Source organism: Streptomyces bungoensis, assembly GCF_001514215.1.
Lineage (GTDB): Bacteria > Actinomycetota > Actinomycetes > Streptomycetales > Streptomycetaceae > Streptomyces > Streptomyces bungoensis.
Genome location: NZ_KQ948853.1, coordinates 352,285 through 373,962, shown reverse-complemented (window position 1 = coordinate 373,962; position 21,678 = coordinate 352,285). Strand labels below are relative to the sequence as shown.

The window sequence follows — 21,678 nt, the reverse complement described above, 5'->3', positions numbered from 1 at the left end:
ACTTGTTCAACATTCAAGGAGATGCCTCGTACAGTGGACGCATGAACACGGCAACGGACACCGCCGGCCGGGACCGCTGGCTCAGCGCCGAGGAGCAGCGCGTCTGGCGCGCCTACCTGCACGCCACCACCCTGCTGGAGGACCATCTCGACCGGCAGCTGCAGCGCGACGCGGGCATGCCGCACATCTACTACGGCCTGCTCGTCGGCCTCGCCGAGGCGCCGGAGCGGCGGCTGCGGATGACCGAGCTGGCCATGCGGTCGAAGATCACCCGCTCCCGCCTCTCGCACGCCGTGGCGCGCCTGGAGAAGAGCGGCTGGGTCCGCCGCGAGGACTGCCCCTCCGACAAGCGCGGCCAGTTCGCGGTCCTCACCGACGCGGGCGCCGAGGTGCTGCGCCGGACCGCCCCCGGCCACGTGACCGCCGTGCGGCAGGCGCTGTTCGACCGGCTGACCCCGGAGCAGCAGAAGGCCCTCGGCGAGATCATGACGATCGTCGCCGAGGGCCTTCAGCCGGACGAAGCGGGTGCGGACCTGCCCTGGCTCCGCTGACTCCTCAGGGGCGGCCGCTCAGTGGGCCACCACCGGCACCGGCACCTCGTCCTCGGCGCCCTCGCCGGAGGCCACCACGGCGGCTCCCGGCCGGCCGGCGTTGACGAAGGTGAAGGCGATCAGCGAGGCCAGGCCCAGGATGCCGACCGCGAACCAGATCGCCGTGCTGTAGCCGTGCACCATGCCCTGGAGCTGCACCAGCTGCTGCTGCGGCTTGGCGGTGGCGCCGGCGATGTGGTCCCGGATGTACGACGTGGTCGCCGAGGCGGCGATCGTGTTCAGCAGGGCGGTGCCGATCGCGCCGCCCACCTGCTGCGAGGTGTTGACCATCGCGGAGGCCACACCCGCGTCCCGGGGCTGGACACCCTGGGTCGCCAGGGACATCGCCGGCATGAACGCCGTACCCATGCCCAGGCCCAGCAGCACCATGGCGGGCAGCAGCACGGTGGCGTACGAGGAGTCGATCTCCAGCTGCGTCAGCAGCAGCATGCCGAGGCCGGCGACGAAGAAGCCGGGGCCCATCAGCAGGCGGGCGGGGACGCGGGTCATCAGCCGGGCGCCGATCTGCGTGGAGCCGGTGATCATGCCGGCCACCATCGGCAGGAACGCGAACCCGGTCTTGACCGGCGAGTAGCCCTTCACGACCTGCAGGTAGTAGGTCAGGAAGAGGAAGAGGCCGAACATGCCGATGATCGCGAGACCCAGCGAGAGGTAGATGCCGCCGCGGTTGCGGTCGGTGACCACGCGCAGCGGCAGCAGCGGGGCCTTGACCCGGGACTCGACGAGCGCGAAGGCGCTCAGCAGCACCGCGGACGCGACGAACATCGAGACGGTGAGGCCGTCGCCCCAGCCGTCGGACTCGGCGCGCGTGAAGCCGTACACCAGCGCGACCAGGCCGAGGGTGGACAGGATGACGCCCGGCACGTCGAGCGGGGAGCGGTTGCGGCCGCCCTCCGGCTCCCGGATGACGAAGTAGGCGCCGGCCGCGGCGACGACGGCGAACGGGACGTTCACGAAGAAGGTCCAGCGCCAGTCCAGGTACTCGGTGAGGAAGCCGCCGAGGATCAGGCCGACGGCGCCGCCGCCACCGGCGATCGCGCCGTAGATGCCGAACGCCTTGGCGCGCTCCTTGGCGTCCGTGAACATCACGGCGAGCAGGGACAGCGCGGCCGGGGCGAGCAGCGCGCCGAAGACGCCCTGCAGCGCGCGGGCGCCGAACATCATCGCGCCGGTGGTCGCCGCGCCGCCGAGCGCCGAGGCGGCGGCGAACCCTGCGAGGCCGGTGACGAAGGCGCGCTTGCGGCCCCACAGGTCGGCGACCCGGCCGCCGAAGAGCAGCAGACCGCCGAAGGCGAGGGCGTAGGCGGTGACGACCCACTGCCGGTTGCCGTCGGATATGCCGAGGTCCGTCTGGGCGGACGGCAGGGCGATGTTCACGATGGTGGCGTCGAGGACGACCATCAGCTGGGCGAGCGCGATGAAGACGAGCGCTTTCCAGCGGTTGGCGTCACCGCTCGGTGCGGCGGCGCCGGCAGCCTTCCGGGCTGTTTCGGACATGGAGGTACCCACTTCGGGACTTCGTGACGGAAAGAAGCGAAAAAGAGCAGGGCGGGGCTCGCCGGCTCGTCGTCGCTGACGGCCGGGAACCTGGTGCGTCATGGGAGGTTGCAGGGAGCTGACTCCGGCCGGGGGCCGGACTCATCGGTGTCGGTCAGGGCCGGCGCAGCTCCTCGACGGTCACGGCCGTACCGCACAGGACCGAACGGGCGGGTGCCCGCAGTCCGTCCAGGAACAGCTGCAGATGGCGGTGGACGAAGCGGTCGCCCCGCAGGCAGTCCGTGCCGGCCGGCGGCCGGCTGAGCTGGGCGACGACGACCAGCAGGTCGCCCACGCCCACGTCGGGGCGGAGCCGGCCCGCTTCCCGGGCCCGGCGCATGACCTCCTCGACGAGCCGCTCGACGCGCTCCCGGGCGGCTTCGAGGTCGGGATGGTTCTTGTCGAAGGTGCCGCAGACCATCGGGCACAGCGCGCTGATCCGCTCGTCGGCGGCGGTGTGCACGAATCGCTCCAGCGCGGCGAAGGCGTCCCCGGTCTCCGCGAGGGCCCGCTCGGCCGCCTCGGCCGTACGGTCCATCACGGAGCAGACGACCTCGCGGACGAGGGCGTCACGGTCGGGGAAGTTGCGGTACACCGTGGCGTTGCCGACGCCGGCCCGGCGGGCGATCTCGTCGAACGGCACGTCCGGGCCGTCCTCGACGAACATCTCCCGGGCGGCGGCGACGATCCGCTCCCGGTTGCGCAGGGCGTCGGCGCGGGGCCGGGTCACCTTGCGCGCGGGGGTGGCGGTCTGCACGGCGTACTCCTCGGTTCTCGGAAGACCTCTCGGGTCCTCGGTGGCTTCGGTGGCTTCGGTGACTTCGGGGCGATCCGGGGAGCGAGTCCCCGTTTCGCTCGGACACAGTGCTAAACGGGGAGAGGTTCCCCGGTTATTTCCCACCCCCGGAAGGATTTGGTGTGACCTGAACCACACCTGTCCGTCGGGGTATTCACCCCCGCCCGCGCCGCGATTCGCACGATCGGTCTCCCCCAGCGCGCGCCCGCCGCCCCACCGACACAGGGTGATCGCAAGGGCGCAGCCGGTGACCGGGGGCTGCCGTGGAGCGGAGGTTCCCGCATGCAGCCGCAGTCGCCGCGCCGCCGCATACGCCCCCGCCGCACGCGACCCGACCGCATACGCCGGCGCCGCATGGCCGCCCTCGGCGCGGTGACCGTCCTGACCTTCGCGGTCGGCACCTCGGCCGGGGCCGGGCATCTGGCGGCGCCCACCACCGCCGGGCCGATCGGCCTGACCCGCTCCTCGGCCCACTCCCCCTGCGCGATCCACGGCGGCCCGGACGTGCAGATGACGGAGGGCATACCCACGCCGGCCGGGTACTCCCGCTCCACCGGCACGGTGCACGCCCTGACCCTGATGGTCGACTTCTCCGACGCGCCCGGACAGGGCAGCGCGATGGACCGCTTCCACGAGTTCTTCCCGCAGACCCGCGAGTGGTTCCGCAAGGCGTCCTACGGCCGCCTCGACTACCGCCCCGAGACCCCGGTCACCGGCTGGCTGCGGATGCCGAAACCGTTCCGCTCGTACGGCATAGAGCGCGGCGCCCCCTTCGACCCCGGCTACCGGCAACTCGTCCAGGATCTCGTGGCCGCCGCCGATCCCAAGGTGGACTTCCGCTCGTACGACCTGCTGAACGTGCTGGTCACCCCGAACGCCGGCCCCTCCGCCCTGGACACCGTGCTCTCCGTGACCTTCGCCGACAACGCCGACGCCCCGGTCGCCGACGGGGTCGCCGTGGCGAACGCGTCCTTCGTCTACTCCCGGCAGGACGACGGCTCCGGCACCTACGACCGCACCGGCTACCGCGTCCTGCCGCACGAGAACGGCCACACCTTCGGCCTGCCCGACCTCTACACACCCGAGGGCGGCGGCGCGGTCGGCCACTGGGACATCATGAGCGAGGACTGGGGGCCCGACAACGACCTGCTCGGCTGGCACAAGTGGAAGCTGGGCTGGCTGGACGGCAGCCAGGTGGGCTGCGCGTCGGGCCGGGGCAGCGTCACGTACACGCTGACCCCGCTGTACCGGCCGGGCGGCGCGAAGCTCGTCCTGGTCCCCGTCGACTCCCGCACGCTGTACGCCCTGGAGCTGCGCGCCCCCGGCGGCAACGACGAGGCGGTGTGCAAGCCCGGCATCCTCATCTACAAGGTCGACGCCACGGTGGACACCGGACACGGCCCGGTCACCGTCTACGACGCCCACCGGGGCAGCGGCGGCTGCACCCGCGTCCCCAACGTCCAGACGGAACTCTCCGACGCCCCCTTCTCCCCCGGCCAGAGCTTCAAGGACCCGCGGCACCACATCACGGTGCAGGTGCTGGGCGCGGACGACGACGGGAACTACCGGGTGCGGGTGGTCCGGGGATAGCGGGGATGGCGGGAACCGCAGCAGGGGAATCGCGGGTGGTCGGGTGGGGATCGTGGGTGGCCGGGTGCCGTGCGGGCGGGTTTACCGGGTTCCTTGCGGAAAGCCCCGGCGTTCACGTCGGGGATGAATGCGTCTCAAGGCTGCTCTGACGTGCACCTTGGAGCGGGCGTTTCTGCTGCTCGATGTACTGGCGGACGATTGCCGACGGCGCCCCGCCGCACGACGCGGAGAAATAGGAGGGCGACCACAGGTGCCCGTGCGTGATGGCGCGGTTGATCCGGCCGGTGAACTCCTGCGGCGGGTAGTGCACCAGGAGGTAGACCTGATCGCGTTCGCCGTTGAACTCCTTCAACTCCGCTTCGAAGTCCTCGCACACCTTGCGCATGATCTCTTCGCAGCGGGCCGGCATCTCATCGTCGAGCACACCGCGCTGGCACTTCGTCACGAAATTCGAGTGCACATGCATCGCCGAAACGACCTGCCTGCCACATCTTTAGCCGTTCTGCCCACGCATGAGATCAATTGTCGTGGTGTCCTGGTCATGCAGCTCCGCTATAACTACCGGGCCTACCCGGACGCCTCCCAGCGCATGCGCTGGCGAAAGCGTTCGGGTGCGCCCGCGTGGTGTGGAACGACTGCCTGCGCGACCGTAAGGAAGCACACGCGGCAGGGCTGCCATACGTGACGTCGGCCGAGCTGTCCCGACTGCGCATCACCCAGGCCAAGCGCACCGAGGAGCGGGCCTGGCTCGCCGAGGTGTCGGCGGTGGTCCTGCAGCAGTCCCTGCGGGACCTGGACGCCGCCTACAAAAACTTCTTCGACTCGGTCAAGGGCAAGCGGCAGGGTCGCAAGGTCGGCTCACCCCGCTACAAGTCGAAAAAGGACACCCGGCAGTCGATCCGCCTGAACACCAACGCCTTCCCCCTCCAGGACGACGGCACGGTGTACGTGGCCAAGGTCGGTAACCTCAAGGTCACGTGGTCCCGCCGGCTTCCGGCGGCACCGACGTCCCTGACCGTCACCAAGGACAGCTCCGGCAGGTACTTCCTCAGCTTCGTCGTGGACACCGAGCCGGACATCCTCCCGGAAGTGGAGGCGGAGGCCGCCGTCGACCTCGGCTTGTCCGCCTTCGCCGTCCTGTCCGACGGTCGCAAGATCGACAGCCCTCGCTTCCTGCGCCGGGCCGAGAAGAAACTCAAGCGCCTCCAGCGGGAGCTGTCCCGCAAGGCCAAGGGATCGAAGAACCGGGCCAAGGCCCGTGTCAGGGTCGCACGCCAGCACGCCAAGGTCGCCGACCGGCGCCGGGACTTCCACCACAAGGCATCCACACAGATCATCCGCGACAACCAAGCGGTGTACGTGGAAGACCTCGCGGTGTGCGGCCTCGCGCGTACCCGGCTCGCCAAGTCCGTGCACGACGCGGGATGGTCCACGTTCGTCGGCATGCTGGAGTACAAGGCGGCTCTGCACGGCCGCACCTTCGCCAAGGTGGACCGGGCCTTCCCGTCCTCCCAGATCTGCTCGGCCTGCGGGTTCAGGGACGGCCCCAAGCCGCTGCACGTCCGGCAATGGACGTGCCGCGAGTGCGGCGCTGTGCACGACCGCGACCACAACGCAGCCCGCAACGTCCTCTCCGAAGGACGCCGCATCGTCGCCGCCGGACGGGCGGAGACACCAAACGCCTGTGGAGCGCCGGTTAAGACGGGCACACGTGCCCGCACCGCGCGGTGAAGCAGTAAGCCCCCGGAAGGGTCGGACGACCCAGGCCGGAATCCCTGGACTTTAGGCCAGGGAGCACGTCAACGTAGGCGTGCCCGTAAGCCGTACCGGAGACCCGATGCCCGCGAAGACCGCACTGGACGACGTCGCCGGGCCGCCGGCCGAGGCGGTCGCGCCGCTGATCCGCGGGATCGCCGTACTGCGGCGGCTGACCGAGGCGGGCGGGGCGCTCAGCCCGAGCGGGCTGGAGCGGGCCACCGGGCTCGCCCGGTCCACGGTCGACCGGATCACCGCCACCCTGGCCCGCACGGGATACGTCCGCCTCGACGGCCGGGACGTCGTGCTGACCCCCCGGGTGATGGAGCTGGGCAACGCCTACCTCGCCGCCCTGCGCCTGCCCGCGCTGCTCGGCGCCCGCGCCGACGCCCTGGCCGACGAGCTGGACGAGTCGGTGTCGCTCGCCGTCGCCGACCTGGACGGCATCCGCTTCATCCACCAGGCCACCCGCCGCCGCGCGCTGTCCGTGAGCTTCCGCATCGGCGACCTGCTCCCGGCCGAACGCACGGCGCCGGGAGCGCTGTTCGCGGCCGAGCGGACCGGGGCGGAGTGGGCGAGGTGGCGCACCCGCCGGGCCGCCGACCCCCAGGACGCCGCCTTCCCCGCCGTACCGCCCCGCCCCGCGTCCGCCCCGGAGGACTCCGAGGAGCGGGACGGCTTCTGGCAGCGGGACGGCTTCGAGCAGGGGGACGACTCCCAGCAGGGGGACGACTTCCAGCGGCGGGCGGACCGGGCCCGCCGGGACGGCTGGGCGCTGGACGACCAGCTGATCGAGCCGGGTCTGGTCGCCGTCTCCGTGCCGGTGCGGGATCCGGCCACCGGCCGGACGGCCTGCGTGGCGAGCGTGGTCAGCCACACCAGCCGGCACCCGGCGGCCGGCCTGCGCACCGCCCTCCTCCCCCGCCTGCGTACGGCGGTGGCGGCGATGGAGGCCGACCTGCGCGAGGCGGCCCCGTCCCGCCCCGGCCCGGCGCCGTCGGGCCTGGCGACCTGGACGACGGCGTCCAAGCACGAGCTGGGCCGGGAGTTCGTCGAGTCCCTGGCCCGGGGCCTGACCGTGCTCACCGCGTTCGGCGAGGGCCGGTCCGCGCTGTCCCTGACGGAGGTGGCCCGGGCGACCGGCCTGACCCGCGCCACGGCCCGCCGGGCCCTGATCACCCACGAGCACCTGGGCCTGGTGGCCCCGGGCCCCGACCCCCGCACCTTCACCCTCACCCCCCGCGTCCTGGACCTCGGCTTCCCCGCGCTCTCGCGCACCGCCCTGCCTCGCCTGGCCGAGCCGCACCTGCGGGCCCTCGCCGAGCGGCTGCGCGAGCCGGTGGCGCTGGCGGTGCTGACCGGGGACGGCACGGAGATCCAGTACACGGCCGGCGCCGGCGCGAGCCGCGTGCTCACCGCGGACATCACGGTGGGCGCACGGCTCCCGGCCGCCTCGACGTCCCTGGGCCGCGTCCTCCTCGCCGACGCCGCGGACCCCCTGCCACCGGACCTCGCCCAGGTCCGCGACCGGAGCTACGTGCTGGCCGACGAGGAACTGGAGTCGGGCCTGCGCTCCATCGCCGTCCCCGTACGGGACCGCGGCGGCCGGGCGGTCGCGGCCATCGACGTGGCCACCCACGCGGCCCGCCGCACCCTGGAGGACTGCGTCCACGACCTCCTCCCCGCCCTGCGCGCCACCGCCGACCGCATCCAGGCCGACCTGCACACGGCGTCCCGCTTCACGCGCGTCCCGCCGACGTGAGCCGGTGACTGCCGGCCGGTGGCCGGTGCTGCCGGGGGTAGCGCGGCGGTGTCGGGGGTAGCACGGCGGTTCCGCGGGTAGTCGGCAGTCGGCAGTCGGCAGTCGGCAGTCGGGTCAGGATCAAGGGAGCCGATCGATCTGGAGGGTGCCCTCATGGCCGTACGGATCACCTGTCGCCGCGTCTACGAGGAGACCTCGCCCGAGGACGGCAAGCGGGTGCTCGTCGACCGGATCTGGCCCCGGGGCATGCGCAAGGAGGACGCGCACCTGGACGAGTGGCTGCGCGACGTCGCCCCGTCCACCGAACTGCGCCGCTGGTACGGCCACGAGCCGGAGAAGTACGACGAGTTCCGCCGCCGCTACCGCGCCGAACTGCGCGACGCCGGGCATCGCGAGGCCGCCGGGCACCTGCGGGAACTGGCCGCCCACGACCGGGTGACGCTCCTGACCGCCACCAAGGACGTGGAGCACAGTCAGGCCGCCGTCCTGGCCGAGTGGCTGTCGGGGCGCTCCCGCCGCTGACCCCGCTGACGCGCCTCCTCAGCCTTCGCGCGGGCCCGGGATGCGCAGTGCCAGCACGGCGACATCGTCGTCGAACACCTGGCCGCGCCCGGCGACCAGTTCCCCGCACAGGTCCTTCAGCGGAGCCGTGGCCAGCAGGGAGGCGTCCTCGGCGAGGGCGCGCAGGCCGGTGTCGATGTCCTGGCCCCGGCGTTCCACCAGCCCGTCGGTGAACAGCAGCAGCGTGTCTCCCGGCGTGAGCGGAAACTCGTGGCTGAACCGGGGGACGGACGGATCGACGCCGACCGGAATCCCGTGCTGGACGGGCGCCAGGTAGCGGGTACCGCCGTCCGCGCCGACCAGCAGCGGCGGAGGATGCCCCGCGTTGCTCCAGCGGAAGGTCCAGGGGCTGTCGCCGCCACCGCTGCCGCCGCCCTGCTCGACGCGGCCGAGGATCAGGGTGGCCGTGGGGGGCTCGGCGAACATGGTCAGGGCGCGGTCCAGCTTGGAGACGATCAGGCCGGGCGGCCCGCCCTGGTCGTAGGCGAGGGCGCGCAGCATGTTGCGGATCTGCGCCATGAGCGGGGCGGCCTCGACGTCGTGACCGGTGACGTCGCCGATCGCGACGCAGGTGGCACCGTCGGGCAGCACGAAGGCGTCGTACCAGTCCCCGCCGAGCCGGGGCAGCTCCGAGGCCGGCTGGTAGTGCGCCTCGGCCCGCAGGGGACCCAGGTCGGGAAGGGTGGGCAGCATACGGCGCTGGAAGTGCTCGGCCGCGTGCTTCAGGCTCTGGTAGAGCCGCGCGTTCTCGATGCTGATGCTCGCGGCACTGGCCACCGCCGTCAGCAGCGCCGCGTCGTCCTCGGTGAACGGCGTTCCGTCGCGCCTGTCGGCCAGGTAGAGGTTGCCGTACACGGTGCCGCGCACCATCAGCGGCACGCCCAGCAGCGTCGTCATGACCGGGTGCCCGTCCGGGAAGCCGACGGAGCGCGGGTCGGCCAGGATGTCCGCCACCCGCAGCGGCCGCCGGTCGGCGACCAGACCGCCCAGCAGCCCGTGCCGCTGCGGCAGCCCCATGCCCGCGCATACGTCGGGGCCGTCCATCCCGACGGTGATGAGGTCGACGAAGTCGCCGCTCTCACCCATGACCCCGAGTGCGCCGTAGCGCGCGCCGATCAGCCCGGTGGCCGCGTCCACGATGTGCTGCAGCACGGCCCGGGGGTCGAGGTCGGCGCTGAGGGCCACGACCGCGTCCAGCAGGTGCCCGATGCGCTGCGGGTCGAGGGCTGCCGGAGCTGCCGGAGCCTTCGGGGCGGTCGGGGCTGCCGGGGCTGTCGGTGAGCGGAACTCGTGGTCCGGGCGCTCGGGCCGCTCCGGCCGCTGCAGCGAATCGCGCGCCATGCGTGCCTCCCGGTGCCGTAGAGGCGGTGACGACGTCACCATCCGTTCACCGTGCTGCACCGCCACCCTACGCGCTCGCCGTGCCGGGAGCCCGGCACGGCGAGCACCGTGGGCCGGTGACGTGCGCGAGCCGGCCCGGCTGTTTCAAGATCGGCCGTACAGGGAAGCCCTAGGCCCCGACGGAGCAGGAGGCGAAGGAGGAGGGCGCCAGGGAGGAGGTGGGGCCGTGACGAGGGCCGCAGTGTCCGGTCGCCGCAGGCCGCCCGGCACCTGGGGCTCCGCGGTGACCTCCTGGCTGGCCTCCTCGGTGGAGGACCTCAGCCCGGGGGCGTTCGCCTTCGTGATGGCCACCGGCATCATCTCCACCGCGCTGGCCGGCGACGGTGCGGCGACCGCGTCGGCGGTCCTGGCGGTGATCGCCGCGGCCGGGTACGCCCTGCTGTGGGTGGCCTATGTCTGGCGCGCCGCGTGGCGGCCGCGGCGGCTCCTCGCGGACCTCGCCGGCCCGCGCGGTTTCTCCTTCCTCACCCTGGTGGCCGCGTCCGAGGTGCTGGCGAGCAGGGCACTGACCGCCCGGCTCCACGGCGTCGCCGTCGCGCTGATCGCCGTAGGCGCGGCCGGTTGGCTGCTGCTCGGCTACGGCGTACCGCTCCTGCTGATCCGCTCCGGTGACCCCCTCTCGCTGCGGCAGGTGAACGGGACGTGGTTCATCTGGGCGGTGGGCACCCAGTCCGTGGCGGTCGCGACCGCGTCCCTCGCCCAGCACACCGGCGGCACGGCCCTGGGCGCCCTGGCGTCGGTGTGCTGGGCCGTCGGGCTCCTGCAGTACCTCCTGACCGCCGCGCTGACCCTGGCCCGGCTCCTGCTGGAACCGGTGACGCCCGCGGAACTGGTCCCGCCGTACTGGGTGTTCATGGGCGCCGCCGCGATCAGCGTGCTGGCCGGCGCCAAGCTCCTGGAACTGCCCCCGGGCCGCGAACTGCTCCCCCGCCAGGTGGTGCTGGGCCTGTCCGCCCTGCTGTGGTCCTTCTGCACCTGGCTGATCCCCCTTCTCCTCGTCCTCGGGGTGTGGCGGCACGCACTGCGCCGCCTGCCCCTGCGGTACGAGACGAGCCTGTGGAGCCTGGTCTTCCCGGTCGGCATGTACGGGGTGGCGACCCGCGAATTGGGCCGGGTGGCGGGCTGGGACTGGATGACCACGATCGGGACCACCGAGGCCTGGGCGGCACTGGCGGTCTGGGCGGCGGTCTTCACCGCCATGCTGGCGACGGCGGGCAGAGCGGTGTACGTGAAGGACGAGAACGACACCAAGGACGCGAACCGGCCCCAGGGGCCCTGAACGGAAAGGCGACTCACTCATGGCCATGCGGAAGCTCTCCCTCGACGCCAAGGCCCGCGAGCACCTCGAGAAGGCCGCGGCATCGTCCACCGGCCGCAGCGCCGAGACCCTCTACGGCGGCCAAGAACACACCCTGCGCCAGACCCTCCTGGCCCTGCGCGCCGGCACGGAACTGGCCGAACACGACAGCCCCGGCGAGGCCACCCTCCTGGTCCTGCACGGCCGGGTGACCCTGCGCAGCGGCGAGGACAGCTGGGAGGGCACGACCGGCGACCTGCTGGCCATCCCCCCGGCGCGCCACAGCCTGCACGCGCCGGAGGACGCGGCGGTGCTGCTGACGGTGGCGAAGCACGAGTAAGGGAGGGCGGGGGCAGGGAGCGGGCATCCACGACGGACGCCCCACCCAGGATCAGTTTCTCCAATAACAACATGTAATAATTAACGTAAGGGAGGCGCAGGAAGACGGACAGAGAGACGGAAGGGATGGCGATGCCAGGGATGGAAGAGACGGAAGGGTCGGAGGGCAGGATGACGCCGCCGCCACCCGACACGCACGACGTCTACATCGAGTCGACCGAGACCGACCCGGCCGTCCAGGCGCGCAGCGCCCTCCACCAGATCCACCAGCGGCTGCGCTGCCGACTGGTCACCCTCACCGAGGTGGACCCCCCGGCGGAAGCCGGGGAAACGGTCCGCGCGGCCCTGGCGAGCTTCTGCACCGACGACCTGCGCCGTTACCTGAGCGCCTGCGACCGTACCCTCTACGCGACCGCCTCGGGCGCGGCCGAGACCCGGCTGCTGGTGCGCGCACTGCGCACCACCGCCGCCGTACTGGACCAGTACATCGTCCAGGTGTCCAAGGCCGACGACGCCGCCACGGCGACGGCGACTGCCAGGGCCATCGAGGCGACACTCCGACCGCACTTCGCGGTGGAGCGGACGGTACTGCTCCCGGCCCTCGTCAGCCTCCCCGGAGCCGACCTGCCCACCCTCATGTCGGACCTGGACACCCTGCTCGACGGCGGCGTCCTGACGGAGACCCCGGTCGTCGACGTCCGCGAGATCCCGCACGGCCGCCGGCACCCCCGCATCTTCACCCGCTTCGCCCGCCTCACCCCCGGCGAGTCCTTCACCCTGATCAACAACCACGACCCCAAGCCCCTACACCGCGAGTTCGAGGCGACCCACCCCGGCGCCTACACCTGGGAGTACGTGGAGTCGGGCCCGGACCGCTGGCAGATACGCATCGGCCGGGTGCCGGGCCGACCCTGAGCGCACTGACCGGCTCTTTGCCAGGCCGGCCTGATCAGCCCCGGCCCCTCGGCCGGCGCTGGGCAACCCCGGGGCCTCGGCCGGCGCTGGGCAACCCCGGGGCCTCCGACCGCCTGGCCCTGAGCAGCCCCGCCCCCGGCGTGCCTGAGCACCACGGCCGATTCCCAACCGGCCGGCCTTGAGCAGCCCGGCCGGGCAAGAACGGCCCGGGGCACCGGAAGCCCCTCACCACCGCCCGCCACAGATCCGCTACCCTGTCAGAGACCGCCCTAGCGGCGGTCCCACCCTTGCCACAGCGCGGGCGCCTGCCCAGCAGGATTTCCCACCCACGCTCCACGCAAGGCCCCGCCTTCGTAGCTCAGGGGATAGAGCACCGCTCTCCTAAAGCGGGTGTCGCAGGTTCGAATCCTGCCGGGGGCACCAGCCAAAAGGCCCCGGACCGATCATGGTCCGGGGCCTTTGACATCTGCTTCTGACATCAACGGGGTCGGTCACTGACGACCGCGACGCCTCCTGAGCAGCCGGTCCATGTGGCTCATGGCCTCGCGCTGCGTGTCCTGGACGACGTGGGTGTAGACGTCCATGGTGATGCTGATCTGCGAGTGGCCCAGGATCTCCATCACGACGCGGGGCGCGACCCCGGCCGCCGTGAGGAGTGTCGCGGTGCCGTGGCGAGCATCGTGGAGCCGGATGACGCGGAGGCCGGCGGACTGGGCGACGCGGGTGAAGGAGCGGTAGAGGTTGCGCGGCTCGACCGGGCGGCCGGTCCGGGTGGTGAAGACGTACGCGGACTCCTGCCACCCCTCCCCCGCCTTGGCACGGGCAGCCGCCTGCCGCATGCGGTGCCAGCGCAGGGGCGCGATACAGAGAGCGGGCAGCGGGACGGCACGGCGACGGCGGCTCTTCGGATCGTCGTCGTACAGGACGCCACGGCGGCGCTGCATCTGCTGGCGGACGTAGAGCACCCGATTGTCGAGGTCGACGTCCGACCAGCGAAGCCCCACGATCTCTCCCCGGCGAAGGCCCATCGCGATGGCGAGCACGAAGGCCGCGTAGAGCGGGTCTGTGCGGGCGGCGGCAAGGAAGTCGAGGGTTTCGTCCAGGGTCCAGGGGCTCAGCTCCCGTTCCTTGATCCGGGGCGGCTCGACGAGCTTCGCGACGTTGCGGGTGATCAGTTCCTCTCGGCAAGCCGAGGACAACGCCGACCGCAGCACGCGGTGAGCCTCCTTGGCCGTGGCCGCCGTGGCCTCCGCCTCCAAGCGGACGAGGAAGCGGCGCACGTCGGCGACGCCCAGCGATTCGAGCCGCTTCGCGCCGAGGAGCGGCACCAGGTAGAGCCGGACGTGCGCCTCGTACTTGTCGTACGTGCTCAGCTTCCGCCGGGGCTTGATGACGTTGTCCAGCCAGTACGGCAGCCACTCGGAGAGCTTGGCCGACCGGGTCGGCACGGGCACGCCCTGGTCGACCTTGTCGAGGAGTTCCCGGCGCTTGGCGTCGCACTCGGCCCAGGTCTTGCCGTAGGCGAACTTGCGGGCGCGGGTGCCGTCCGGCTGGAGAACGTAGACCGCGCACTGGAAACGGCCGTCCTTGCGCTTGGTGATGGTGCCGGCGCCGTTCGGATTGCGCTTGCGCTGCTGGGCCATCAGGCTGCCGCCTCCAGTTCGTTGGTGATGTACTCGCGGACCGCCAGCGCTGGGATGCGACGGCACCGGCCGATGGTGATCGAGGGCAGACGGCGGGAGCGGATGAGGTCGTAGACCGTGGAGCGGCCGAGCTTGAGCCGCGCCATGACCTCCGGCACCGTCAGCAGTTCGTCGTCATGCATGGGTGGGCTCTCCTTCCGTTCCGGGTGCGGGTTCGAGGGATGCGGCAAGCCAGGCTTCGGCGTCGGACAGGCCGGTCCCGGCGAAGACCCAGTGAGCGAGGACGTAAGTCGTCTCGGGCTCGGAGCCGTTGGCGGCTTGTGCGCGGCGCCATTCGGCGCGGGCGTCGCGGAGGGCGCCGAGGGTGGTGGAGTAGCGGCGGGACTTGGTGGAAAAGTGGCCGCGGAATCCGAGCATGTGGGCCCAGGCGCGCAGGCGGAGGTGTTCGAGGTCCTTGCGGGCGCCGAGGGCCCAGGCGGTGCGGATGAGGCGGCGGGCGTGGTCGCTGATGTCGAGCTGGGCGAGTTCGGCGGCGAACTTAAGCGGGCGGTCGAGAGCTCCCGTGGCGGTCTCGGCGCCCTTGGTGGCGTACTTGGCGATGTAGGCCGCCACGGCTCGCTCGGTCAGCTCCTGGCCGTCGTTGAAGTCGGCCGAGCGGATGGTGCGGACGTCGAGCTGCCGGCCGAAGGTGAAGGTGTGAGCGCGGCCGTCGATGACCGGGCCGTCGACCTGGACCTTGGCAGCGGCGGCCCCGATGGCATCGGTCAGCAGCTCGGCGGTCGCCCATACCGGGGGCGGAGTGTCTCCGCCGGCGGGTCCGTCGAGCCGGATGACCGCGTGAAAGTGGACGGCACCGCGCTTCTGGTACTCGGCGACCTTGGCGAAGGAGACGCGGGCGTGGTCCCGGAACCGACGCTGGGACAGGCCCGCGCGCTTGGCGACCTCTCGTCGCAGGTAGGTCGAGAAGCGCCGCCAGAGCTGACCGGCGTGCGCGTTCCACAGGACGGCTGCTTCGTAGTCGTAGGTGTCCGGGTCGAGCGGCGTACCGAGGGTGTCGTCGTCCTGGTCGTGGTGGGTGCCGCAGCGACAGGCGCGGCCGTCGGTGCGGCGGTTGTGGACCGGACCGAAGCCGGGGGCGGTGAAGGTGGCGAAGACGCGGGGGTGGGCGGCGACGTGTTCCGGGGTGCCCTTGCCGCCGCGCAGACCGGCGGTGATCAGGTGGAAGGTGTCGCGGCGGTAGACCTCCGCGCAGGCCGGGCAGCGGGTGGTGCGGCGGTTGTTGCAGCGGACGAGGAGTTGGCCGGCCGGGAGGTCGGTCGAGTCGAGCCGCTGGAGGACGCGGCCGATCTCACCGGTGGTGGTGTCGATGCCGTACTCGGTGCGGTGGCCGTCGAGGCGGATCGGGTTGGTGCAGCCGCCGAGCCCGGAGAGCTGCCGGAGGATACCGGGCAGGGTGCCGTCTGCGGCCAGCCTTGTGAGTTCCGGGAGCGGGGGCGTGGTGGTGCGGGTGAAGATGGCGTTCTCCTTCTGACGGACTGGTTCGGTCGGGAGGAAGGGACCCGGGGCGGCGGATGCTTGGCGGTGTCGGGCCGCCCCGGGTGCTGGGGGCCTCTCCTCAGCGCCGGTGTTGCTCGCTGAGCAGGGAGCGCAGGACCACAGCGGCGACGGCTACCGAGATGGCCGTGACAGCGACAGCGGCCAGGAGCGAGGTGAGGACCACACCGCCGACGAGCACGACCGCGACCGTGTTCCGGTCGACGGAGATCGACGGCACCGAGCGCCGTACGGGCGCCGGGTCGGTCGGGGCGTGAATGTGGGCAGGTGGCGGGGTGGGGCTGTCCGGGTACTTGGGCTGGAGCACGGCTGGCCTCTCCTCATCTACTCGTCTAGTTATGTGAGCCGTTTATGACGCCCACGCCCGAGCGCGTACCGGACTCGATGGCGGGGGCGAGGATGGTGTGCGAGAGCCAGAAGCCGAAGAGGGCGATCAGGACGACGATCCAGGGGCGGACGCCGAGGAACTTGATCGCTCCCCAGGCGAAGAAGCCGAGGACGACGACGAGCGGCAGGCTGACGGTCACGGTGGTCCGGGTCCTTTCAGCGGACGGGGCAGCGGTGGGTGCGGGCGGCCAGTTCGGCGGCGGCGCGGCTGTCGTAGTCGGCGGAGAAGCCGCAGCGCGGGGCGGTGCAGGCGGCGGTGTGCTTCTCGCGGCCGTGGCCGTCGTAGGCGGTGCCGACCTGGACAGGGCCGATGCGGGTGACGTTGCGGAAGCTGCGGTTGGCGGCCATGGATCTCCTCTCAGAGGTGGGCGGCGATCGCTTCGGCCATGGGGGCCGGGACGCCGAGGCGAGCACGGAGGGTCATGGTGTCGATCGGGGCGCCGGTACGGGCGTGATGCTCAGCGGCGACCTTGCGGGCGTGGGTTACTAGGGCAGACGGGACGGGCACGGGCGGATGCTGCGGCGGAGCCTCGACGGCTTCGGGTTGGGCAGGTGCTGCCGGCGCGGTCTCGGGTTCGCCCTCCTGGTCCTCGATGACCTCCGGTTCGGGGTCCGCCTCCGGTGCGCTGTGAGCGAGGAGGGTCCCGCCGAGGAAGGCGATGGCGGGCCAGCCCGCGACGAGGATGCGCAGCCAGGCCGGGACGTTGCCGAGGTCGAGGAGGCCGGCGGTGGCGACGTTGGCGCCCAGGGATGCGGCGAGCGCGATGACGAACCAGCACCAGGCCGCCGCCTTGGTCGTTCCGGAGCGCAGTCGACGCCAGGCGGCGACGAGCAGCAAGTCGACGGAGACGGGGTAGGCCCAAGCCTTCCAGCCGTCCTGTCCGGCCGCCACGGCGACATCGTGCAGGTGGGCGAAGGACAGTGCGGCGGCGATGAGCGCCTGGACGAGCACCGCGTCGACACGGGCCAGGCGGGCACGCATGATGCGGCTCCTTCCGGAGGGGGGCAGGGAAAGGTCAGTCGGTCACCGGATGCGGCAGGAAGACCGGAGCCGCGGTCTCCACGGGTCGTGCAGGCACGTCGGGCCGGAAGGGCTTCAGCGCGGGCAGGTCGGGCACCATGTGGGCCGACTCGCGGCAGGTCTCGGCGGCATCCCCGAGGGACAGGTACGGCGTGCGGATGCGGGACCAGCCGCCGGAGGTGTCACCTGCCACGGCGAGACCAGGCCGCTCGGGAGCGATGGAACAGGCGGCCATGACCGCTTCGGGTGCGATGTCGCCGAGCGCCATCTTCGCGGAGGCTTCGTCGTTCACTCGGTGGCAGACGCGGCCGGTGAGCTGTGCGCGGAGCATGGTGGCGCCCTTGCCGAGTTCGGCGCCGAAGCGCTGCCCGCAGACCTCAAGGTAGATGCCGGCGGCCCGGCCGAGCTGGGCGAGGCGGATGAGCTGGGTGACCATCTCGTCGCGGCGTTCCTCGTCCTTCTTCGTCGCGACGAGGAACAGTTCGGCGACCTCATCCACGAACAGCACGACGGGCACCGGGCGTTCGCTGTCGGGCAGGCCCCAGATGTCGGAGGTGATCTCCTCGTCGGGAGTGTCGGGCGCGATCCCCTGCCGGGCTTTGATCAGGTCGTACCGGTCCTCCATTTCTTTGACCAAGACGGGCAGCAGCTCGGCCGCCTGCTCCGGGTCGGTGGCGAGGGCTGACAGCCGGGATGCGAAGGGTGCCAGTTCCACACCGCGCTTGCAGTCGATGCCGACCAGAGCGACCGGCTGAGGAGCGAGTCCGATGATCAGGTGCCGCAGGTACATGGACTTGCCGGACAGGGTGGCGCCGAGGGTGAGTTGGTGCGGGATGGTGCGGTAGTCGCGAACGAAGGGCGTGGCGTCCTCCCGGAGGGCGACTGGCACCTTGAGGAAGCCGCCCGCGTTCTTGCGCGGCATGCGCACCCGCCGTAAGACGTCGTAGCCGACGAGCCGTAGCTCGATGACTCCCGGCTTGACCGTGGTGACGTACACGGCGTGGACGCCCCAGGCGTGTCGCAGCCGTTCTGCGGCGGCGGCGAAGTCGGCGGGTTCCTGTCCCGGTGCCAGGCGGAGGCGAAGCCGCAGCCCGGTCGTGGTGGGCCGAATGATGCCCCGGCGCGGTGGGACGGGCCGGACCTCCCGCCGGCTCATGGTCTTCACGGCGAAGACCCGCAGCCGGGAGGGCGTGACGGTCAGGTCGCACGCCTCCATGACCGAGCCGTACGAGCTGAGCAGCCGGACCGTGGACACCGGCAGGCCGATCGAGGACCAGTACGCCGCCGGGTGCTTGGCCCGGGCGTAGGCGGCCCCGCCACCGAGCGCGGCGACAGGACCACCCACCTCCAGAAGCGTCGTCAGGTCGGACATCAGGCCGCGGCTCCGGTCGCGGCCGGGAAGGTGGCCGGGGTGACGGCAGCGGCCCGGTAGGCGATGCCGTGGCGCTGCTGGCCGTTGAAGACGGACTCCCACGGCCGGGCGACAAGGCCGGGCAGCGAGACCGGCGCCCCGAGGGCCAGGCCCTCCGAGATGCCGCCCTCAGGAACGGTGACCTTGATCAGCGACGACTCACCGTCCTCGATGTAGACGACGCCGATCGTCATCAGAGCCTCACCGCTGTTGGCGTCCTTCGCGATCTCACCGGTCTGCCGGTCGCGGACCTTCGGCTCCGGAGCCTCGGTGAGGAGGATCGTCGCGGCGGAGGTCTCCACACGGATGGTGCGCAAGGCACACTCCTATCTACTCGTCTATACAAGATGCGTCCTGCGAGCCCCTTGATCGGGATCGCGGGATCACCTTGCCACACAACTTGCCCACTCGTCTATACGAGTAAGCGTGTTGGGGTGTACGAGTCGGAGAAGCGTCCCCGCGCACCACCGCAAAGCATGACGATCAGGTCGCCGGGAGCTGGTACGAGAGGACGTACGCGTCCGCCGCCATGACCGTGTCGCAGACCTCGACGGGCCTCCCCTCGGTGTCGAAGGCGGTCCGGATGAGGTGGATGACCGGGACGCCGGCCGCCAGCCGGAGCGTCTTGACCTCAGCAGGCGAGGGCATCCGCGCGCGGATCTCCTCGTCGAAGTGGTCGAGGCGGTGGCCCAGCTCCTCGAGGCGGGCGTAGATGCCGCCGGGTCCGGGGTTGGGTTCGGCGATCGGGGTGCCGCGGGCGATGTCGAGGGGAAGGTAGGAAGTGGCGAACTCGACCGGTCGCCCGTCGAGGAGATACCGGCGCCGACGAGCCAGCACCCGCCGCACGGAGCCCAACCGGGTGGAGACATCCTGACTGGCCTTCTCCTCCTTGACCTCCAGGCTGTCCACCTGAGGATGACTGCCGGCCGCGTCGGCCTCCACGATGAACGCGGACTTGCCCTGTTCCCTGTGCCGCCGGGCGAAGCGGTCGGAAGCGAGCCGCCTGACAGGCGGTCGGGGCCGCACGAAGACTCCCCGGCCGTGCTCGGCGTGCACCAGGCCCTCACCCTGGAGGATGGAGAAGGCGTTGCGGACGGTCATCCGGGAAACCCCGAAGTGGTCGACAAGGTCGGCTTCGGAGGGCAGTTTCTCGCCCTCGCGGAATCGCCCACGGTCGATGGCCTCGCGCAGTTGGTCGGCGATCTGCCGGAAGACCGCACGATCGCTCGTGGGGTCGAGATCACCGAGGAGGCCCGAAGGAAGAGGGCTCACGCGTACTCCTTTAGGTATCTAGACGAGTGGGCGAGTGTTGTTGCTACGGTGGAGAGCCTAGCCAGCCGAGAGGGCCGAGGAACGTGAGCACTGAACGCCCGCACTCCGTGAGCGTCGCCGGGGTCGTCGTGGACGACCAAGGGCGGGCCCTCCTGATCCAGCGCCGGGACAACGGCCACTGGGAGCCGCCGGGCGGCATCCTCGAACGCGAGGAGACCATCCCGGAGGCCCTTCAGCGCGAAGTCCTCGAAGAGACCGGCATCAAGATCGCGCTTCCCGCGACTCTGACCGGCGTCTACAAGAACATGACGGGCTTGATCGTCTCGCTGGTCTTCCGCTGTGAAGCCGCCGACGGTGAGCCCACCACCGGTGACGAGACCCGCGCGCTGCGCTGGGCCACCCGCGAAGAGGTCACCGAACTTGCCGACGAGGCGTACTCGATCCGCGTCCTGGACGCACTCGACGCGACGACCCCGCCGGCCATCCGCGCCCACGACGGCGTGAAACTCGTCTAGCCCGAACCCGCTGCACATGGCGGCCTACCAGCGTAAAGGAACTTGTATGCACGAGTATACGAGTAAGGCTCGGGTCTGGGGGCTGAGTTGCCCAGGATTCCCGGAAGAAGTGAGCCGGGCCCGCCGATGGACCCGTGACATCCTGCGCGGCTCGCCTTTAGCCGAAGACGCCGAACTGATCGTGAGCGAGCTGAGCGCGAACGCGATTCTCCACACGGCCAGCGGCCGGGGGTACGGCAGCTTCCACCTAGCCGTCGCGGTCTCCGCTCAGGTGGTCGCGGTATCGATCACGGACGACGGCGGTACGGCCACGGCCCCGAAGGTCGAGCACCAGGACCAGGACGCCGAGCACGGCCGTGGCCTGGGCATGGTCAGCGCCATCGCTCACCGGGTCGTGATCCACGACAGCGACCAGGGTCACACGGTCACCGCGGAGCTCTACGCGGACGCGCTGCGGGGAGGCCAGCCGTGCTGAGTCAGGAAACCCGCCGCGGCTTCTGGTGCGAGTGCTGGACAGAAGACCTCACCAAGCAGCGGGGGCCAGCACTCCTGGCATCCCTCGACGCCTACTCGGCACCACAGGCCGACCGGTGGGTGGCGGTCGCCCTCCGCACGATCTCGCCGGCCTTGGATCCGGACGCTTCCGACGAGGCGTGGGAGTGGCTGCACGACGGTCGCGCGGAGACCAGACGAGCCCTTCTGCGGTCAGAGCCCTGCACGGTGTCAGTCACACACGCCGGCACCCGCGTCACTTGGACCATCCGACCGGTCACGTACCTACCGTTAGCTCACCGGACAGAGCTCCCGCCCTGCGCCTACGAGTTCAGACCCAGACCCAGGGTGTCCCCTCTCATCTGACACCGAAGGCCCGGTCTCGTACGTGAAGCCGGGCCTCAGTCATGCTCGGCGACATGAGCGCCTACAGCAGCGACCTGGACCTGAACGTCACCGACGCCACCGGCAACGGCGTCGAGGTGGACGTGGCAACGAACCTTCTCAACGGCACAGTCCGCCTGTCCGTGCTGTGGACCCAGGAGATCTACTTGCACCCCGACGACGCCGAACGAGTAGCCCAGTCCCTGCTACTAGCTGCCGAACACGGCCGCCGCATCACGGAGGCCCGAAGCTCGGGAGCCGACTGAGTTACAACTTTCTCTACTGGTTCAAGGCGGCTCGCTCCGCTCCCCGCGCGCGGCCCGACCCCCGGCCGGGCCTGCGCTCCTGCCTCCGTCCCGCTCCAGCCCGGCCGGCGCCCGTGCCGCGCTCATAGCGAACAGCCACTTGCCAAAGCGGCTTAGCGGCTGGGGCGGTC

At 71.5% G+C, this 21,678-nt stretch carries 25 protein-coding genes, 1 tRNA gene and 1 pseudogene; 13 read left to right on the top strand and 14 right to left on the bottom strand.

The window, feature by feature from the left end:
- Positions 1 to 41: 41 nt before the first annotated feature.
- A complete protein-coding gene (locus tag AQJ66_RS09275) occupies positions 42 to 551 on the top strand; it encodes a MarR family winged helix-turn-helix transcriptional regulator (protein ID WP_061918995.1) in 510 nt (169 codons plus the stop codon).
- Positions 552 to 569: 18 nt separating this feature from the next.
- Here the strand turns inward: AQJ66_RS09275 and AQJ66_RS09270 are convergent, their stop codons facing one another.
- Positions 570 to 2,108, bottom strand: a complete 1,539-nt coding sequence (locus tag AQJ66_RS09270; RefSeq protein ID WP_061919392.1) for an MFS transporter — start codon at positions 2,106 to 2,108, stop codon at positions 570 to 572.
- 154 nt (positions 2,109 to 2,262) lie between these two features.
- Positions 2,263 to 2,904 (bottom strand): TetR/AcrR family transcriptional regulator, encoded by a 642-nt coding sequence (locus AQJ66_RS09265; RefSeq protein WP_061918993.1) that lies wholly within the window; start codon positions 2,902 to 2,904, stop codon positions 2,263 to 2,265.
- 321 nt (positions 2,905 to 3,225) lie between these two features.
- Here AQJ66_RS09265 and AQJ66_RS09260 point away from each other — a divergent pair, with 321 nt between their 5' ends.
- Positions 3,226 to 4,533 carry a M6 family metalloprotease domain-containing protein gene (locus tag AQJ66_RS09260; protein ID WP_061918991.1) on the top strand — a complete coding sequence of 436 codons (1,308 nt, stop codon included), beginning with the start codon at positions 3,226 to 3,228 and terminating at the stop codon, positions 4,531 to 4,533.
- Positions 4,534 to 4,645: 112 nt separating this feature from the next.
- On the opposite strand, the gene AQJ66_RS09255 is transcribed toward AQJ66_RS09260, so the two are convergent.
- On the bottom strand, positions 4,646 to 4,999 hold the full coding sequence (locus tag AQJ66_RS09255) for a transposase (protein WP_061918988.1): 354 nt from the start codon (positions 4,997 to 4,999) through the stop codon (positions 4,646 to 4,648).
- A gap of 75 nt (positions 5,000 to 5,074) precedes the next feature.
- Between AQJ66_RS09255 and AQJ66_RS09250 the strand changes: the two are divergent.
- From AQJ66_RS09250 to AQJ66_RS09240, 3 genes and pseudogenes are all read left to right on the top strand, one after another.
- A pseudogene (locus tag AQJ66_RS09250) lies at positions 5,075 to 6,319 on the top strand (RNA-guided endonuclease InsQ/TnpB family protein).
- Between the two features lie 51 nt (positions 6,320 to 6,370).
- Positions 6,371 to 8,050, top strand: coding sequence for an IclR family transcriptional regulator domain-containing protein (locus AQJ66_RS09245; protein ID WP_061918986.1), 1,680 nt, complete (start codon positions 6,371 to 6,373; stop codon positions 8,048 to 8,050).
- Positions 8,051 to 8,203: 153 nt separating this feature from the next.
- Positions 8,204 to 8,572 carry a DUF488 domain-containing protein gene (locus AQJ66_RS09240; RefSeq protein ID WP_061918984.1) on the top strand — a complete coding sequence of 123 codons (369 nt, stop codon included), beginning with the start codon at positions 8,204 to 8,206 and terminating at the stop codon, positions 8,570 to 8,572.
- An 18-nt stretch (positions 8,573 to 8,590) separates the two neighbouring features.
- Here the strand turns inward: AQJ66_RS09240 and AQJ66_RS09235 are convergent, their stop codons facing one another.
- Entirely contained in the window at positions 8,591 to 9,952 is a 1,362-nt protein-coding gene (locus tag AQJ66_RS09235) for a PP2C family protein-serine/threonine phosphatase (protein ID WP_079060149.1), read from the bottom strand.
- A gap of 226 nt (positions 9,953 to 10,178) precedes the next feature.
- Between AQJ66_RS09235 and AQJ66_RS09230 the strand changes: the two genes are divergently transcribed.
- The 4 genes from AQJ66_RS09230 to AQJ66_RS09215 all read left to right on the top strand — a co-directional run bounded on the left by AQJ66_RS09230 (position 10,179) and on the right by AQJ66_RS09215 (position 12,986).
- The gene (locus AQJ66_RS09230) at positions 10,179 to 11,291 is read left to right on the top strand and encodes a tellurite resistance/C4-dicarboxylate transporter family protein (RefSeq protein WP_244162783.1); all 1,113 of its coding nucleotides are present in this window, start codon (positions 10,179 to 10,181) and stop codon (positions 11,289 to 11,291) included.
- A gap of 25 nt (positions 11,292 to 11,316) precedes the next feature.
- Complete coding sequence (locus AQJ66_RS09225) at positions 11,317 to 11,649, top strand: cupin domain-containing protein (RefSeq protein ID WP_061919388.1); 333 nt, start codon at positions 11,317 to 11,319, stop codon at positions 11,647 to 11,649.
- Positions 11,650 to 11,819: 170 nt separating this feature from the next.
- Positions 11,820 to 12,563 (top strand): DUF2249 domain-containing protein, encoded by a 744-nt coding sequence (locus AQJ66_RS09220; protein WP_061918982.1) that lies wholly within the window; start codon positions 11,820 to 11,822, stop codon positions 12,561 to 12,563.
- A gap of 347 nt (positions 12,564 to 12,910) precedes the next feature.
- Positions 12,911 to 12,986: transfer RNA gene (locus tag AQJ66_RS09215), tRNA-Arg, on the top strand.
- A gap of 68 nt (positions 12,987 to 13,054) precedes the next feature.
- Here the strand turns inward: AQJ66_RS09215 and AQJ66_RS09210 are convergent.
- The 10 genes from AQJ66_RS09210 to AQJ66_RS09165 all read right to left on the bottom strand — a co-directional run bounded on the left by AQJ66_RS09210 (position 13,055) and on the right by AQJ66_RS09165 (position 19,851).
- Positions 13,055 to 14,206, bottom strand: coding sequence for a tyrosine-type recombinase/integrase (locus AQJ66_RS09210; protein ID WP_061918980.1), 1,152 nt, complete (start codon positions 14,204 to 14,206; stop codon positions 13,055 to 13,057).
- Positions 14,206 to 14,388, bottom strand: a complete 183-nt coding sequence (locus tag AQJ66_RS09205) for a helix-turn-helix domain-containing protein (RefSeq protein ID WP_061918978.1) — start codon at positions 14,386 to 14,388, stop codon at positions 14,206 to 14,208. Before AQJ66_RS09205 ends, AQJ66_RS09210 begins: the two co-directional genes overlap by 1 nt.
- The gene (locus AQJ66_RS09200) at positions 14,381 to 15,676 is read right to left on the bottom strand and encodes a replication initiator (protein WP_208611331.1); all 1,296 of its coding nucleotides are present in this window, start codon (positions 15,674 to 15,676) and stop codon (positions 14,381 to 14,383) included. The genes AQJ66_RS09205 and AQJ66_RS09200 overlap by 8 nt, the downstream gene beginning before the upstream one ends.
- Before the next feature lie 145 nt (positions 15,677 to 15,821).
- Positions 15,822 to 16,067, bottom strand: coding sequence for a hypothetical protein (locus tag AQJ66_RS09195; RefSeq protein WP_061918975.1), 246 nt, complete (start codon positions 16,065 to 16,067; stop codon positions 15,822 to 15,824).
- Positions 16,068 to 16,092: 25 nt separating this feature from the next.
- Positions 16,093 to 16,287 (bottom strand): hypothetical protein, encoded by a 195-nt coding sequence (locus AQJ66_RS09190; RefSeq protein ID WP_061918973.1) that lies wholly within the window; start codon positions 16,285 to 16,287, stop codon positions 16,093 to 16,095.
- A 16-nt stretch (positions 16,288 to 16,303) separates the two neighbouring features.
- Positions 16,304 to 16,495 (bottom strand): mobile element transfer protein, encoded by a 192-nt coding sequence (locus AQJ66_RS09185; RefSeq protein ID WP_061918971.1) that lies wholly within the window; start codon positions 16,493 to 16,495, stop codon positions 16,304 to 16,306.
- A gap of 10 nt (positions 16,496 to 16,505) precedes the next feature.
- The gene (locus AQJ66_RS09180; protein WP_061918969.1) at positions 16,506 to 17,129 is read right to left on the bottom strand and encodes a DUF2637 domain-containing protein; all 624 of its coding nucleotides are present in this window, start codon (positions 17,127 to 17,129) and stop codon (positions 16,506 to 16,508) included.
- Between the two features lie 34 nt (positions 17,130 to 17,163).
- On the bottom strand, positions 17,164 to 18,540 hold the full coding sequence (locus AQJ66_RS09175) for an FtsK/SpoIIIE domain-containing protein (RefSeq protein ID WP_061918967.1): 1,377 nt from the start codon (positions 18,538 to 18,540) through the stop codon (positions 17,164 to 17,166).
- Positions 18,540 to 18,896, bottom strand: a complete 357-nt coding sequence (locus AQJ66_RS09170; RefSeq protein WP_061918965.1) for an SCO3933 family regulatory protein — start codon at positions 18,894 to 18,896, stop codon at positions 18,540 to 18,542. Before AQJ66_RS09170 ends, AQJ66_RS09175 begins: the two co-directional genes overlap by 1 nt.
- A gap of 166 nt (positions 18,897 to 19,062) precedes the next feature.
- On the bottom strand, positions 19,063 to 19,851 hold the full coding sequence (locus tag AQJ66_RS09165; RefSeq protein WP_061918963.1) for a GntR family transcriptional regulator: 789 nt from the start codon (positions 19,849 to 19,851) through the stop codon (positions 19,063 to 19,065).
- 107 nt (positions 19,852 to 19,958) lie between these two features.
- On the opposite strand from AQJ66_RS09165, the gene AQJ66_RS09160 reads away from it, so the two are divergent.
- The 4 genes from AQJ66_RS09160 to AQJ66_RS09150 are packed head-to-tail and all read left to right on the top strand — an operon-like array spanning position 19,959 to position 21,508.
- Positions 19,959 to 20,366 carry an NUDIX hydrolase gene (locus AQJ66_RS09160; RefSeq protein ID WP_061918961.1) on the top strand — a complete coding sequence of 136 codons (408 nt, stop codon included), beginning with the start codon at positions 19,959 to 19,961 and terminating at the stop codon, positions 20,364 to 20,366.
- A gap of 46 nt (positions 20,367 to 20,412) precedes the next feature.
- Complete coding sequence (locus tag AQJ66_RS09155; RefSeq protein WP_061918959.1) at positions 20,413 to 20,841, top strand: ATP-binding protein; 429 nt, start codon at positions 20,413 to 20,415, stop codon at positions 20,839 to 20,841.
- Positions 20,835 to 21,224: a hypothetical protein gene (locus AQJ66_RS40005; RefSeq protein WP_079060147.1), complete on the top strand. Its 390-nt coding sequence runs from the start codon at positions 20,835 to 20,837 to the stop codon at positions 21,222 to 21,224. The genes AQJ66_RS09155 and AQJ66_RS40005 overlap by 7 nt, the downstream gene beginning before the upstream one ends.
- A gap of 53 nt (positions 21,225 to 21,277) precedes the next feature.
- Positions 21,278 to 21,508: a hypothetical protein gene (locus tag AQJ66_RS09150; protein WP_061919386.1), complete on the top strand. Its 231-nt coding sequence runs from the start codon at positions 21,278 to 21,280 to the stop codon at positions 21,506 to 21,508.
- Positions 21,509 to 21,678: the final 170 nt, after the last annotated feature.

Coding starts and splice junctions, on each gene's coding strand:
- AQJ66_RS09275 (WP_061918995.1), top strand. CDS start 42: ATGAACACGGCAACGGACACCGCCGGCCGGGACCGCTGGCTCAGCGCC.
- AQJ66_RS09270 (WP_061919392.1), bottom strand. CDS start 2,108: ATGTCCGAAACAGCCCGGAAGGCTGCCGGCGCCGCCGCACCGAGCGGT.
- AQJ66_RS09260 (WP_061918991.1), top strand. CDS start 3,226: ATGCAGCCGCAGTCGCCGCGCCGCCGCATACGCCCCCGCCGCACGCGA.
- AQJ66_RS09255 (WP_061918988.1), bottom strand. CDS start 4,999: ATGCATGTGCACTCGAATTTCGTGACGAAGTGCCAGCGCGGTGTGCTC.
- AQJ66_RS09245 (WP_061918986.1), top strand. CDS start 6,371: ATGCCCGCGAAGACCGCACTGGACGACGTCGCCGGGCCGCCGGCCGAG.
- AQJ66_RS09240 (WP_061918984.1), top strand. CDS start 8,204: ATGGCCGTACGGATCACCTGTCGCCGCGTCTACGAGGAGACCTCGCCC.
- AQJ66_RS09235 (WP_079060149.1), bottom strand. CDS start 9,952: ATGGCGCGCGATTCGCTGCAGCGGCCGGAGCGGCCCGAGCGCCCGGAC.
- AQJ66_RS09225 (WP_061919388.1), top strand. CDS start 11,317: ATGCGGAAGCTCTCCCTCGACGCCAAGGCCCGCGAGCACCTCGAGAAG.
- AQJ66_RS09220 (WP_061918982.1), top strand. CDS start 11,820: ATGACGCCGCCGCCACCCGACACGCACGACGTCTACATCGAGTCGACC.
- AQJ66_RS09210 (WP_061918980.1), bottom strand. CDS start 14,206: ATGGCCCAGCAGCGCAAGCGCAATCCGAACGGCGCCGGCACCATCACC.
- AQJ66_RS09205 (WP_061918978.1), bottom strand. CDS start 14,388: ATGCATGACGACGAACTGCTGACGGTGCCGGAGGTCATGGCGCGGCTC.
- AQJ66_RS09185 (WP_061918971.1), bottom strand. CDS start 16,495: ATGGCCGCCAACCGCAGCTTCCGCAACGTCACCCGCATCGGCCCTGTC.
- AQJ66_RS09180 (WP_061918969.1), bottom strand. CDS start 17,129: ATGCGTGCCCGCCTGGCCCGTGTCGACGCGGTGCTCGTCCAGGCGCTC.
- AQJ66_RS09175 (WP_061918967.1), bottom strand. CDS start 18,540: ATGTCCGACCTGACGACGCTTCTGGAGGTGGGTGGTCCTGTCGCCGCG.
- AQJ66_RS09155 (WP_061918959.1), top strand. CDS start 20,413: ATGCACGAGTATACGAGTAAGGCTCGGGTCTGGGGGCTGAGTTGCCCA.
- AQJ66_RS09150 (WP_061919386.1), top strand. CDS start 21,278: ATGAGCGCCTACAGCAGCGACCTGGACCTGAACGTCACCGACGCCACC.